Source organism: Streptomyces zhaozhouensis, assembly GCF_900230195.1.
GTDB lineage: Bacteria > Actinomycetota > Actinomycetes > Streptomycetales > Streptomycetaceae > Streptomyces > Streptomyces zhaozhouensis.
Window position 1 is genome coordinate 183,646 of the sequence record NZ_OCNE01000003.1, and the last position, 12,103, is coordinate 195,748.

The window sequence follows — 12,103 nt, forward strand, 5'->3', positions numbered from 1 at the left end:
CCCTCCGGGGGATTTCCCCCGCACCCCCGGCAGGCCGCCGTCAGGGGTGCGGGGCACGCGGGGGTCAGGTCGCGTCGTCGTCGTACCCGTTGACCCGCCGGTCACCGTCGTCGTCGAGCCGCTGGGCCGGGCCCACCGCCTCGGGCGTCAGGTCCAGGTCGGAGGCCTCGTCGTCGGACAGCCCCGCGTTCGGGTCGCGCCGGGCCCGCCGGCGGTCGTTGAGGAGGGCGATGCCGCAGGCCAGGAAGTAGAGCCCGGTCACCGGGATCTGCAACGCGATCATCGACAACAGGTCCGTCGGCGTGATGGCGGCGGCGAAGACGGCGATACCCATCACCATCCAGCGCCACCAGCTGAGCATCCGCTTGCCGGTGATCACCCCGCCCAGATTCAACAGGACCAGCAGCAGCGGCAGTTCGAAGGAGATGCCGAAAGCGAGCGCCAGCCGGACGGTGATGTCCAGGACCTCCTCGACGGTCACGAAGTTCTGTGACTCGTCGGCGCTGAAGCTCAGCATGACCGGGATCGCCCGGGGCAGCAGCCAGTAGGCGAAGTAGGTGCCCGTGAGGAAGAGCGGAACGCCGACGCCCACCACGGCCCGGCTGTACTTCTTCTCGTTCTTGTGCAGCCCGGGGGCGATGAAGGCCCAGAACTGGTAGAGCCACACCGGCGAGGCGACGATGAGCCCCACCAGCAGCGACACCCTGATATACGTGCCGAAGGGCGCCAGCAGGCCGTTCTGCGCGAGGACCGCGCACCGCTTCTCCCTGGCCTCCTCCGAGGCGCTGTACTCGCAGATCGGCACGGGATCCGTGAGGAAGCCCATGATGTCCTTGGCGAAGAACGCCGCCACGATCGCGACGATCACCACCGCGAGCGCGGCCTTCCCCAGCCGGTTGCGCAACTCCCGAAGATGCTCGGTGAGCGGCATCCGCCCCTCAGGGTCCTTGGGCGGTTTGCGCGCGGTCTTGAGCACCCCACGTCCTCATCTCGTCGGGCAGCCGGTATCCACCCGGCCACCGGCCCTCACTGCCAGGTCAACGCTGAACGTACGGCTGTCAGCCCTGGGTCCTGCCCCGGGGCTCGTCCACGGGGCGCGCCGCCTCGCTCTCGCCGGGGGCGGGCTGGATGACGCGGGGAGCGACGGCGGGCTCGGCGTCCGCGCCCTCGCCCGGCTTCTTGCCGTCCGACTTCATGGCGGCCGTCTCGCTCTTCATGATCCGCATCGACTTGCCCAGCGCCCGGGCGGTGTCCGGCAGGCGCTTGGAGCCAAAGACCACAACGACGACGAGGGCGACAACGAGAAGGTGCATTGGGGAGATAGCGCCCATGTTGTGTCTTCTCTCTCTTCGGGTCTCTCCACGAGATGTGGCTCTGATGTCGGCACCGGAGAAATACCCTCACCGACCACACGCTCCGCAATCTTAACGCGCGGGGGTAAACACAAAGCAATGCTTGGGCGTCGCCCTATTCATCCGGTACACCACGCACGACGCCCGGAGTGATCTCCCGGCCGACCTCCCCGGACCTGGCGGCCAGCGGCTCGGCCGCCCGTTCCAGCTCCTCGGCGGCACGGCCGATCCGCTCCGTTCCGTCGGCGACCGCCCGGGAGAAACGGGCCACCTCGATCCCGACCCGCACCGCGAGCACGCCGAGCACGGCGACCCCGGCGAAGGTCAGGAAAACGAGTGCCATCGGCCAGAACACGGGCTATCCCAACTCCTCGTAGGCGCGCAACGCGTCCCGCGCCGCCTCGCGGGCGCTGTCGGCCAGACGCGCCGGCGCGACGATCCGGCCGTCACCGCCGAGCCGGAGGGCGAGCCGGCGCAGCGTGATCGGGTCGGGCGTGCGCAACGCGATGCGCAGCCCGCCGTCCGGCAGCTCCTCGGCCTCGTCGTGCGCGTAGTACTCGGCGACCCAGCGGCCGCCGGGGCCGACCTCGATGACCACCTCGGGATCGGTGGGCGCCGGCTGCACCAGCCCCTCGCTGAGGTCACGCGGCTCGACCGGCGGGGGGTCGGCCGGCACGTCCAACAGCTCGATGCTGGCCACCCGGTCCAGCCGGAAGGTGCGCCGGGCCTCGGTGCGGCGGCACCACGCCTCGACATAGGTGTGGCCGACGGCGAAGAGCCGGATCGGGTCGATCTCCCGGTCGGTCAGCTCATCCCTGCCCGGCGAGTAGTAGCGGATCCGCAGCCGCCTGCGCTCGGCGATGGCCCGGTCCACCTCGGCGAAGACCCCGCCCTCGGACTCGAAGGTGACCGAGACCCGCGAGCTGGCCCTGGCGCTCTCGCCCGCCGCCGCCTCCAGCTTCGCGGTCAGCCGCAGCAGCGCGTCCCGGTCCCCGGCGCGCAGCCCGGGCATGGTGGCCACCGCGCGGGCGGCGACCAGCAGCGCCGTCGCCTCGTCGGCCGCGAGCCGCAGCGGCTGCCCGGTGGTGGAGCCGGTCGCCTCCGCGTTGTACCACCAGATGTGCTCGCCGTCGGTGTCGATGTCGAGCAGGTCACCGCCCCGGAAGCTGGTGCCGCACATCGGCAGCACGCTCAGGTCGGAGATCAGCTCGTCCTCGGTGACGCCGAACGCGCGCGCCACCTCGTCGACCCGGGCGCCCGGCCGCTCCCGCAGATACGTGACCAGCGACAGCAGCCGCCTGGTGCGGTCAATGGCGGTGGTCGCCATGTCGTCCTCTCCCCCTCTGCCCTCAGCCCGCGGCCACCGCGCGCAGCCGCTCCAGCACGTCCGCGCGCAGCTCCGCCGGCGCCAACACCAGCACGTCGGGCCCGAACTCGGCCAGCCAGGCGTCGAGTCCGTGCCCGTAGGGGATCTCCAGCTCGTCCCACTCCACGCCCCGGCTCAGAAACCGGGTCGCCCGGGCGCGCAGCGGGTAGCCCGCGCCGGCGCGCAGCCTGATCCGCGCCTGCGCCGTCGCGTGCTCCCCGGCGAACGCCGCCACGCCCTCGCGCACCGCGACCTGGTCGGGCACCTCGGCGGTGAACTCGCCCGACCGCGACCTGACCCGGCCCACGATCCGGGAGAGCCGGAAGACCCGCTGCGCGCGCCGCCCCCGGTCGTGGCCGGCCAGGTACCAGTTCCCGTGCCAGCACTCCAGCGCCCACGGCTCGACCTGCCTGACCTCGGGGGTGGCCGCGTTGGACTTGCGGTAGTCGAAGGTGACCACCCGGCGGTCACGGCAGGCGATCATCAGCGGCTCGAACGCCGCGTCACCGGCCGGCACGCGCGGCTCCAGCGCGCTGTAGTGGTCCCCTTCCGCGTCGACCATGGGGACGCCGGCGGCGCGCAGCTTCTGGAGCGCGCCACTGGCGGCGCCCGCGAGCCTGGCCTGCTGCCAGACCCGGGCGACCAGCCCGAGGGCCGCGGCCTCGGCCGCGTCCAGGGTGACGGGCGGCAGCCGGTTCAGGTCGCGGCGGGCCAGATACCCCACCTCGCCGTCCAGGCTCTCCACCGTCTCGATCACCATGCCCAGCTCGCGCAGGTCGTCCTTGTCCCGCTCAAAGGTGCGGTTGAACGCGTCCTCGGAGCTGACCTCGATGTACGCCTCGATGGAGTCGCGCAGCTCCCGCTTGCTCAACGGGCGGGCGGTGTTCAGCAGGCACAGGGCCAGGTTCATCAGCCGCTCGGCCTTGGCGATGGCCATCGCCCCGCCCCCTTCCCTCGATCCGTTCCTTCTCCCCGCCGGGTGTCCCCGCAGGGCCGGCGCGTGTGTCAACCGGCCCGCGTCCCGGGGGTGTTCACCACACGCGCGTGGGCCCACCCCCGTCTGAGGGGATGGGCCCACGGTACCGCCTGCCTCGATCAGACCGAGACCAGGTCGCAGACGAAGATCAGCGTCTCGCCCGGCTTGATGCGGCCGCCGGCCCCGGCGTCGCCGTAGGCCAGGTGCGGCGGGATGGTCAGCTGCCGCCGGCCGCCGACCCGCATCCCCTGCACGCCCCGGTCCCAGCCGGTGATGACCTGGCCGGCGCCGAGCTGGAAGACGAGCGGACGGCCGCGGTTCCAGCTGGCGTCGAACTCCTCGCCGCTGCTGAAGGCCACGCCCACGTAGTGGACGGCGACCTGGGCGCCGGCCTCGGCGACGGGTCCCTCCCCCACCCAGAGGTCCTTGATCTCAAGGTCCGCCGGCGGCTCGCCACCCGGGAAGTCAACCTCGGGCTTCTCGTTGTTCACCGAAAACCACTCCTACGAAGGATTGCTACATGCGTCGCTTGTTGACGCGTGGGGCACCCGGGGCGTGATCAACCTCAGGCCGCACCAATGATGTCGACCACGAAGACCAGCGTCGAACCGGCGGGGATGCCGCCGTTCTCCTGGTCGCCGTAGGCCATGTCCGGCGGGAGGACCAGCAGCACGCGGTCGCCGACCTTCTTGCCCACCAGGGTCTCGTCCCAGCCGGCGACGACCGAGCCCGTGCCGATCTGGAAGGCGGAGGCGGACTCACGCTCCCAGGAGGAGTCGAAGACCTCGCCGTCGGCCCAGGTCACGCCCGTGTACTGGACGACCAGCGCCTGCCCGTCGGTCACCTCGGGACCGTCACCCTCGACGAGCAACTGCTCGCGCAGTTCCTCCGGCGGGTCCTCGCCCTCGGGGATGGTGATCTCGGGGCCGCCGTCGCCGATCTCCACGGCCGGCATCCCGTCCTCCGAGTCGGCCTGCTCGCCCTCGACCGAGCCGGCCGGATCCACCTGCGCGGAGGCGACGATGTCGAAGACCCAGACGACCCCGTCGTCCTCGCTCAGCCCGACCTGCTGGGCCGCCGGCCCGAGCAGCTCGCCCGCCTGGCCCTCGATCTGCACGCGGCTGCCCACCTGCTGCCCGATCAGGGGCTGGGTGACCGCCTGCGGGAGCGAGGACTCGACGTTCGCCTGGGCGATGACCTGCGGCTTCGCCCCGTCCTCCGTCTCCTGGCTGGGCTCGCCCTCGGTGGTACGCCAGGTGTTGACCAGCTCGGCGCCCTGCTCGACGGTGGTGGCGAGCACGTCCATCCGCAGGTAGTCGCCCTCGGCGACCTCCGCGCCGTCGCCCTCGGCGAGCACCTCGACCACGGTCTCCTCGGCGACCGCGGCCTCCTCGTCGATCTCGATCTCGGGCTGCTCGCCCGACTTGCCCGAGACGGTCGCCACCGGACCGTCGCCCCCCTTGTCCTCGCCCGATTCGGAGCCGCAGGCGGCGGTCAGGAAGAGCGCCGGCACGGCCAGCGCCGCGACGAGGCGGTGCGCTCGTTGTGTGGGGATCATGAGTCCAACTCGCGATAGGAACGGCCGGGGCGGGACCCCGCTGGTCCCGCCACCCTACGACCTCGGCCGGCCCACCGGGACGGTCACATGCCGGCGATCAGCTTCTCAACCCGCTCGTCCACGGAGCGGAAGGGGTCCTTGCACAGAACGGTCCGCTGGGCCTGGTCGTTCAGCTTCAGATGGACCCAGTCCACCGTGAAGTCGCGGCGCTGTTCCTGCGCCCGCCGGATGAAGTCGCCGCGCAGCCTGGCCCTGGTGGTCTGCGGCGGGACCGACTTGCCCTGGAAGATCTTCAGGTCGTTGCAGATCCGCTGCGCCTGTCCCTTGCGCTCCAGCAGGTAGTACAGGCCGCGGCGGCGGTGGATGTCGTGGTAGGCGAGGTCTATCTGCGCCACCCTGGGGTGCGACATGGTCAGGTTGTGCTTGGCCCGGTACCGCTCGATCAGCTGGTACTTCATGACCCAGTCGATCTCGGTGTTGATCTTGTCGAGCTGCTCGCCGCGGATCGCGTCCAGCGTCCGCCCCCACAGCTCCAGGATCCGCTCGGTGAGACCGGACCGCATCCCGCGCCGCTCGCAGAAGTCCAACGCCTTGTCGAAGTACTCCTGTTGGATCTCCAGCGCGGACGCCTCCCGACCGGTGGCCAGGCGGACCTTGCGCTGTCCCGTGATGTCGTGGCTGACCTCGCGGATAGCGCGGATCGGGTTCTCCAGCGTGAGGTCGCGCATCACCGTGCCCGCCTCGATCATCCGCAGCACCAGGTCGGTCGCCCCGACCTTGAGCAGCATGGTGGTCTCGGACATGTTCGAATCGCCGACGATCACGTGCAGTCGCCGGTACCGCTCGGCGTCGGCGTGCGGCTCGTCCCTGGTGTTGATGATCGGCCGGGAGCGGGTGGTCGCCGAGCTGACCCCCTCCCAGATGTGCTCGGCGCGCTGGCTGACGCAGAAGACCGCGCCCCTGGGCGTCTGGAGCACCTTGCCCGCGCCGCAGACCAGCTGGCGGGTGACGAGGAACGGGATCAGCACGTCCGCCAGCCGGGAGAACTCCCCGTGCCGGGCGACCAGGTAGTTCTCATGGCAGCCGTAGGAGTTGCCGGCGGAGTCCGTGTTGTTCTTGAAGAGGTAGACGTCGCCGGCGATGCCCTCCTCGTGCAACCGCCGCTCGGCGTCCACCAGCAGGCCCTCGAGAATGCGCTCGCCCGCCTTGTCGTGGGTGATCAGCTCGGTGACGTTGTCGCACTCGGGAGTGGCGTACTCCGGGTGCGAACCGACGTCCAGGTACAACCGGGCACCGTTGCGCAGAAAGACGTTGCTGCTGCGGCCCCATGACACGACTCGGCGGAAGAGGTACCGCGCCACCTCGTCCGGGGACAGCCGTCGCTGGCCACGGAACGTACAGGTGACGCCGTACTCGTTCTCCAGCCCGAAAATGCGGCGATCCATGAGTGAACATTACGCCTGATGCCCACTTCTGAAACCGGGTTCGAGCGCGGCGTTTCGATCATTTCGCGATTCCACGGGCGCTTCGGAAGCACCGCCGGGAACTGCGAGAACGCGGCGGGTGGCGAGCAGCACCAGCGCCGCGAGGCAGCCGGAGACCCCGGCGACCAGGAAGCCGGCGCCCTCCTCGCCCCATTCGACGGCCGGCCCCGCGACGGCCGTGCCGACGGCCGCGCCGACGCCGAACGTGGTCACCAGCCAGGAGAACGCCTCGGTCACCGTGCCGCGCGGCGCGTGCCGGTCGATGACCACGAACGCGCAGGCCAGCGCCGGCGCCAAGGCGATCCCCGACAGGCCGGCGAGCAGCGTCATCAACGCCACCGACCCCGGCACCAGGGCCAGCGGCAGATACCCGGCCGCCAGCAGGGAGACCAGCGCCAGCAGCCGCGGCTCGGGCGCCCCGGCCCACGGCCTGGCCCCGTACCACAGCCCGCCGACCAACGCGCCCACGCCGAGCGCGGAGAGCAGATAACTGGCCACCCACTCGTCGCCCCTGGCGTCCGCGTAGGCCACGGCGGCGACCGAGATCGCGCCCAGCGCCATGCCCACGCACAGGAAGCAGCCGAGCAGCGCCAGGAGCCCCCCCGGAGCGCAGGGCTCCCAGCCAGTGCGCCTCGCGCTGTTCCCCGCGCCAGCGGCGTGAGGGCGCGGAGACCACGACGGTCAGCGCGCCCAGCAGCCCGACCGCGTTGATCACCAGCAGCGCGGCCGCCTCGGACCAGGCGGCCACGAACAGCATCACCAGCAGCGGCCCGCCCGCGAACATCACCTCCTGCGCGACGGCGTCCAACGCGTAGGCCCTGCGCACCCGTTCCGCGCTGCCCAGCACGCTGGTCCACAGCGCCCGCAGCGCGCCCTCCAGCGGCGGGGTGGTGAGCCCGGCCAGCAGCACCAGGGCCGCGGCCGGTCCCACCGGGTCGGTGCCGAGCAGCGCGAACGCGACCATCGCCAGCGCGGAGACCAGCGCGGCCGGGAACATCACGCGCTGCCCCCGGAGGTCGACCAGCCGCCCGAGCAGCGGCTGGCCGACGGCGGTGGCCAGCCCGTGCACGGCGGCCAGGGCGCCGGCGAGGGTGTAGCCGCCGCCCTCGGCCCGGGTGAAGAGCACGATGGCCAACGGCGCGGTGCCGTGCGGGAGGCGGCCGACGAGCGTGCCGGTCAGCAGCCGCAGCACATGAGGGGAGCGCAACAGCTCCGCATAGCCGGCGGTCATGGGGTCACCCTTCGTCAGTGTTACGTATAACGCCGGTCCGATTCTACGTACGATGATCCGGTCCAGGACAAGCGATATCCGGCTCTCGTCAGCCGAGCAGGCCGACAGGCCGGACAGGGGAGGTCCCGTGCCCGACGCGCGCCCGCCGACCAGCCGCGACGTTGCCGAGCGCGCCGGGGTCTCACAGGCGACGGTCTCGCTGGTGCTGCGCGACCGCTGGCGCGGCCGGGTCTCCCCCGCCCGGGTCGACGCGGTGCGGGCGGCCGTGCGGGAGCTGGGCTACCGCCCGAACCAGGCGGCCCGCAGCCTCCGGCTCGGCGGCACCAGGACCGCGCTGCTGGTGGTGCCGGCGCTGGCCAACGACTTCTTCGGACGGGTGCACGCGGGCGCGGCGGCGGTGGCCGCGGAGAACGGGCTCCACCTGGTGCTCTACCCCTCCCCCGAGGGCGTGGGCCCGGCGCCCGACCCGTTCGCCTCGGCCAGCGCCACGCTGGACGGGGTGCTGGCCTCCTCGATGGCGGCCGAGGCGCTGAGCGCGCTCAGCGGTGCCGGGCTGCCGCTGGTGATGCTCGACAGCGAGCCGGGGCGTGCGCCGGCCGCCGCCACGGTCAACCCGGACATCGCGGCGGGGACGCGGCTGGTCGTCGACCATCTGCGGGAGTGGGGGCACCGGCGCATCGCCCATCTCGCGGCCGACGTGGAGTCCTGGACGTTCGCCGTACGGGCCGCGACGCTCGCGGAACGGCTGGATCTCGACGGTCTCCCCGCGCCGCGCACGGAACGGGCCGAGCTGAGCGTCGTCGGCGGCCTGCGGGCGGCGGAGCGCGCGCTGGCCGCCGCTCCCCGCCCCACCGCGCTGTTCTGCGACGACGACCTGCTGGCCGCGGGGGCGTGCAAGGCGGCGCGGCGGATGGGGCTCCGGGTGCCGGAGGACGTCTCGGTGACGGGTTTCGACGACCTGGCGCTGGCCACCACCGTCGAACCGGAGCTGACCACGGTGAGCCTCCCGGCCGAGGAACTCGGCGCGGCCGGGCTGCGCGCGCTGCTCGCGGTGCTCGACGGCCGCGCGCAGCCGGACACCGTGCTGCCGGTGCGGCTGGCCGTGCGCGGCACCACGGGACCGGCGCCCGGCTGAGCCGCCGCCCTCACAGCCGGTGGTGCACCCACACCCCCGGTTCCACGTAGACCGCGTGGTCGTGCGCGACGTCGCAGTGCACCGGCACGAGCGCGTCGGGCACCGTGACCGGCCCCGACGTGTCGAACGGCAGCCCGGTCCAGGCACGCCACTCCGCCAGCGTGCCGGGGATGACCATGGCGCGCGGACAGGTGCCGACGATCCGACCGCCGGCACGGACGTGGACGCGCAGCCACGGGTCCCTGGGCAGCCCGTCCTCGCGCACCAGCGCCGCGTACTCCTCCATGGGCAGGTCGGGGACCAGGTGCTTGTGGTTCGGCCGCACCGGGGCGACCAGGTGCTCGAACCCGAGCCGTGCCGCGTTCTCCCGCATCGCCGCCAGCATCCTGCCGGACAGCCCGGTGCCCTGGAGGTGCCGGGCGATGGTGATCTCCAGCGCCGAGACGACGTTCGGCTTCCGGCCGACCTGGCGGTCGCGGGCCGAGCGCCAGATCACCCCGTCCCAGCCGTCGACGGGGAGTTCCCCGCGTGCGGGGTCGCCGTCCCAGGCGAACGGCACGGAGTACGCGCGGGCCACCGCCTGCTCCGGGGCGTTCGCGTCGTAGGCGAGCAGCGCGTACTCCGGGTGCGCGGTCCTGACGTCGCTGTAGTAGAGCAGCGCCATCGGGTCCTCGTCCATGAACGCGGGCCAGGGCTCGCTCTCCGCGTCCGCGAACGAGGACTTCAGGGTGGGCCGTTGGGCGAGCGTGACGATGCGCAGATCCATGGCCCGCACCGTAGCCAGCCGAGCCGGCCCGGGGCACCGGGTTTTGCGTCCTCCTCCCCCGGCGCGGGCGCCGGGGGAGGAGGGTGCCCGCTACTCGCTCCCGCCCTTGGGGGCCTCGTCGCCGCCCGCGTCGGCGTCCGCACCGGCCTCCGCGCTCTCACCGGCCTCCAGCAGGGCGCTGAGCTGGCGCTGCAACACCCGCTTGAACTTGCGCTGTTGCGGCCGCTTGCGGTCCAGCACCGCGACCTCCAACTGGTCGCTGGCCAGCTCGCGCTCCGCCCCGCCGCTCTCCCTGCGCAGCGAGTCCACGGCCAGCCGCAGCGCCTCGCCCAGGTCCATGTCGTCCCGGTGCCGCTGGCTCAGATAGGTGCCGATCTGGTCCGAGTTCCCGCCGACGGCGACCGATCCGTGCTCGTCGATGATCGAACCGTCATGCGGCAGCCGGTAGATCTCGTCCTCGGCCGGAGTCGCCCCGACCTCGGCGACCAGCAACTCGACCTCGTACGGCTTCTCCACGGTCGCGGAGAAGATCGTGCCCAGTGTCTGGGCGTAGAGGTTGGCCAGGCCGCGGGCCGTCACGTCCTGCCGGTCGTAGGTGTAGCCGCGCAGGTCGGCGTAGCGGGTGCCGCCGATGCGCAGGGACTCGTACTCGTTGTACTTGCCGGTCGCGGCGAACGCGATCCGGTCGTAGATCTCGCTGACCTTGTGCAGCGCCCGCGAGGGGTTCTCGGCGACGAACACGATGCCGTCGGCGTACTGGAGCACCACCAGGCTCCGGCCGCGCGCGATGCCCTTGCGGGCGTACTCGGCGCGGTCGGCCATGGCCTGCTGGGGTGAGACATAGAACGGCGTGGACACCGGGGTCGTCCCTTCACATCTGGTCGGTCACAGCGGATGGATCGGCACCGCGAGGGCCGAGGGCACTCAGAGGGCGGGCGCCTGGGGGCCGTCGGGCCGCTGGAGGCGGCCGTCGTGGATGGCCCCGGCGGCCGCGGACACCTCATCCTCGGTCAGGCGGCGGATGCCGTCCTCGGTGATCACCATGACGATCGGGTAGATCCGGCGCACCAGGTCGGGGCCGCCGGTCGCCGAGTCGTCGTCGGCCGCGTCGTAGAGCGCCTGGAGCACCACCGTGGCGACCTCGTCCTGCGACAGGTCGTCACGGTGCAGCTTCTTCAGGGAGCCGCGGGCGAAGACCGATCCGGAGCCGACGGAGGCGAAGCCGGTCTCCTCGGTGCGACCGCCGGCCACGTCGTAGGAGAAGATCCGCCCGCGCCCGCGGTCGAGGTCGTAGCCGGCGAAGAGCGGGACCACGGCCAGGCCCTGCATGGCCATGCCCAGGTTGCCCCGGATCATCGTGGAGAGGCGGTTGGCCTTGCCCTCCAGCGAGAGGACCTCGCCCTCGACCTTCTCGAAGTGCTCCAGCTCCAGCTGGAAGAGCTTCACCAGCTCGACGGCGATGCCCGCCGTGCCGGCGATGCCCACCGCGGAGAACTCGTCGGCGGGGAAGACCTTCTCCATGTCCTTGGTGGCGATGACGTTGCCCATGGTGGCGCGGCGGTCGCCGGCGAGGACCACACCGTCGGCGAAGCCGGCGGCGACGATGGTGGTGCCGTGCGGCGCCTCGACCGGCCCCTTGATCGGGGGCGTCGCCCCGCCGGGCAGCCGCTCGGGCGCGTGCTCGGAGAGGAAGTCGAGAAAGGAGGACGACCCCGGCCGCAGGAAGGCCGCCGGGAGTCGCCCCTGATCGTGGGAGTTGGCTGCCACAGGTTTCCTTCCAGGTAGGCGAAACGGTCCGCTGCTCCGGGCCGACGGAGGGCCGGGCAGAGGCAGCGTACGTCACGGACCCTACCCGTCAGATGGACATGATCCACATGACTCGGAAAGCCACGGCCGGCAGCCCGCGGCCTACTGGCCGCCCTTCTGGACGAAGCTGCGCACGAAGTCCTCCGCGTTGGACTCCAGCACCTCGTCGATCTCGTCCAGGACCGAGTCCACGTCGTCCGTCAGGGCCTCCTGACGCTCCTTGAGATCCTCGGAGACCTCGGCGTCCTGCGCCTGCTCCTCGGTCTCCTCGCTGGTACGCGACGCCCGCTGCTGGCCGCCGCCGGTGTCCTTGGTCGCCATCTCCCTCACCCCATGCTCAGCTGTGACGTGACATGATTCAGACCCTACTCGCCGGGGCTGACATCGGCTTCCCGGAGCGGCAACCTCCGGAAACCACTGAGATCATTC

At 72.1% G+C, this 12,103-nt stretch carries 13 protein-coding genes and 1 pseudogene; 1 reads left to right on the forward strand and 13 read right to left on the reverse strand.

Annotated features, from left to right (window positions below; genetic code table 11):
- Positions 1-64 precede the first annotated feature (64 nt).
- From tatC to CRP51_RS06720, 9 genes and pseudogenes are all read right to left on the reverse strand, one after another.
- A complete protein-coding gene (gene tatC / locus CRP51_RS06680; protein ID WP_097230076.1) occupies positions 65-976 on the reverse strand; it encodes a twin-arginine translocase subunit TatC in 912 nt (303 codons plus the stop codon).
- An 82-nt stretch (positions 977-1,058) separates the two neighbouring features.
- Positions 1,059-1,331: a Sec-independent protein translocase subunit TatA gene (gene tatA / locus CRP51_RS06685; protein WP_097230077.1), complete on the reverse strand. Its 273-nt coding sequence runs from the start codon at positions 1,329-1,331 to the stop codon at positions 1,059-1,061.
- A 136-nt stretch (positions 1,332-1,467) separates the two neighbouring features.
- The gene (locus CRP51_RS06690) at positions 1,468-1,695 is read right to left on the reverse strand and encodes a hypothetical protein (protein WP_097230321.1); all 228 of its coding nucleotides are present in this window, start codon (positions 1,693-1,695) and stop codon (positions 1,468-1,470) included.
- 15 nt (positions 1,696-1,710) lie between these two features.
- Positions 1,711-2,679, reverse strand: a complete 969-nt coding sequence (locus tag CRP51_RS06695) for a helix-turn-helix transcriptional regulator (RefSeq protein ID WP_097230078.1) — start codon at positions 2,677-2,679, stop codon at positions 1,711-1,713.
- Positions 2,680-2,701: 22 nt separating this feature from the next.
- Positions 2,702-3,655, reverse strand: coding sequence for a helix-turn-helix transcriptional regulator (locus CRP51_RS06700; protein ID WP_097230079.1), 954 nt, complete (start codon positions 3,653-3,655; stop codon positions 2,702-2,704).
- Between the two features lie 158 nt (positions 3,656-3,813).
- Positions 3,814-4,185: an FKBP-type peptidyl-prolyl cis-trans isomerase gene (locus CRP51_RS06705; protein WP_097230080.1), complete on the reverse strand. Its 372-nt coding sequence runs from the start codon at positions 4,183-4,185 to the stop codon at positions 3,814-3,816.
- A 74-nt stretch (positions 4,186-4,259) separates the two neighbouring features.
- Entirely contained in the window at positions 4,260-5,252 is a 993-nt protein-coding gene (locus CRP51_RS06710; protein ID WP_097230081.1) for an FKBP-type peptidyl-prolyl cis-trans isomerase, read from the reverse strand.
- A gap of 83 nt (positions 5,253-5,335) precedes the next feature.
- Positions 5,336-6,697, reverse strand: a complete 1,362-nt coding sequence (pafA, locus tag CRP51_RS06715; RefSeq protein WP_097230082.1) for a Pup--protein ligase — start codon at positions 6,695-6,697, stop codon at positions 5,336-5,338.
- A 9-nt stretch (positions 6,698-6,706) separates the two neighbouring features.
- Positions 6,707-7,967, reverse strand: a pseudogene (locus tag CRP51_RS06720) (MFS transporter).
- A 52-nt stretch (positions 7,968-8,019) separates the two neighbouring features.
- Between CRP51_RS06720 and CRP51_RS06725 the strand changes: the two are divergent.
- Positions 8,020-9,102, forward strand: coding sequence for a LacI family DNA-binding transcriptional regulator (locus tag CRP51_RS06725; RefSeq protein WP_097230083.1), 1,083 nt, complete (start codon positions 8,020-8,022; stop codon positions 9,100-9,102).
- Positions 9,103-9,112: 10 nt separating this feature from the next.
- Here CRP51_RS06725 and CRP51_RS06730 read toward each other — a convergent pair whose 3' ends face one another.
- The 4 genes from CRP51_RS06730 to CRP51_RS06745 form a co-directional block, all read right to left on the reverse strand.
- Positions 9,113-9,868, reverse strand: coding sequence for an N-acetyltransferase (locus tag CRP51_RS06730; protein ID WP_097230084.1), 756 nt, complete (start codon positions 9,866-9,868; stop codon positions 9,113-9,115).
- Between the two features lie 90 nt (positions 9,869-9,958).
- Positions 9,959-10,726, reverse strand: coding sequence for a proteasome subunit alpha (prcA, locus tag CRP51_RS06735; protein ID WP_097230085.1), 768 nt, complete (start codon positions 10,724-10,726; stop codon positions 9,959-9,961).
- Between the two features lie 66 nt (positions 10,727-10,792).
- Positions 10,793-11,635, reverse strand: coding sequence for a proteasome subunit beta (gene prcB, locus CRP51_RS06740; RefSeq protein WP_097230086.1), 843 nt, complete (start codon positions 11,633-11,635; stop codon positions 10,793-10,795).
- Positions 11,636-11,776: 141 nt separating this feature from the next.
- Positions 11,777-11,995 (reverse strand): ubiquitin-like protein Pup, encoded by a 219-nt coding sequence (locus tag CRP51_RS06745; protein WP_097230087.1) that lies wholly within the window; start codon positions 11,993-11,995, stop codon positions 11,777-11,779.
- Between the last annotated feature and the right edge of the window lie 108 nt (positions 11,996-12,103).

Excerpts from the sequence above, each read along its gene's own strand:
- CRP51_RS06725 (WP_097230083.1), top strand. The coding sequence starts at position 8,020 with ATGATCCGGTCCAGGACAAGCGATATCCGGCTCTCGTCAGCCGAGCAG.
- CRP51_RS06745 (WP_097230087.1), bottom strand. The coding sequence starts at position 11,995 with ATGGCGACCAAGGACACCGGCGGCGGCCAGCAGCGGGCGTCGCGTACC.
- CRP51_RS06730 (WP_097230084.1), bottom strand. The coding sequence starts at position 9,868 with ATGGATCTGCGCATCGTCACGCTCGCCCAACGGCCCACCCTGAAGTCC.
- pafA (WP_097230082.1), bottom strand. The coding sequence starts at position 6,697 with ATGGATCGCCGCATTTTCGGGCTGGAGAACGAGTACGGCGTCACCTGT.
- CRP51_RS06695 (WP_097230078.1), bottom strand. The coding sequence starts at position 2,679 with ATGGCGACCACCGCCATTGACCGCACCAGGCGGCTGCTGTCGCTGGTC.
- CRP51_RS06710 (WP_097230081.1), bottom strand. The coding sequence starts at position 5,252 with ATGATCCCCACACAACGAGCGCACCGCCTCGTCGCGGCGCTGGCCGTG.
- CRP51_RS06690 (WP_097230321.1), bottom strand. The coding sequence starts at position 1,695 with ATGGCACTCGTTTTCCTGACCTTCGCCGGGGTCGCCGTGCTCGGCGTG.
- CRP51_RS06700 (WP_097230079.1), bottom strand. The coding sequence starts at position 3,655 with ATGGCCATCGCCAAGGCCGAGCGGCTGATGAACCTGGCCCTGTGCCTG.
- tatA (WP_097230077.1), bottom strand. The coding sequence starts at position 1,331 with ATGGGCGCTATCTCCCCAATGCACCTTCTCGTTGTCGCCCTCGTCGTC.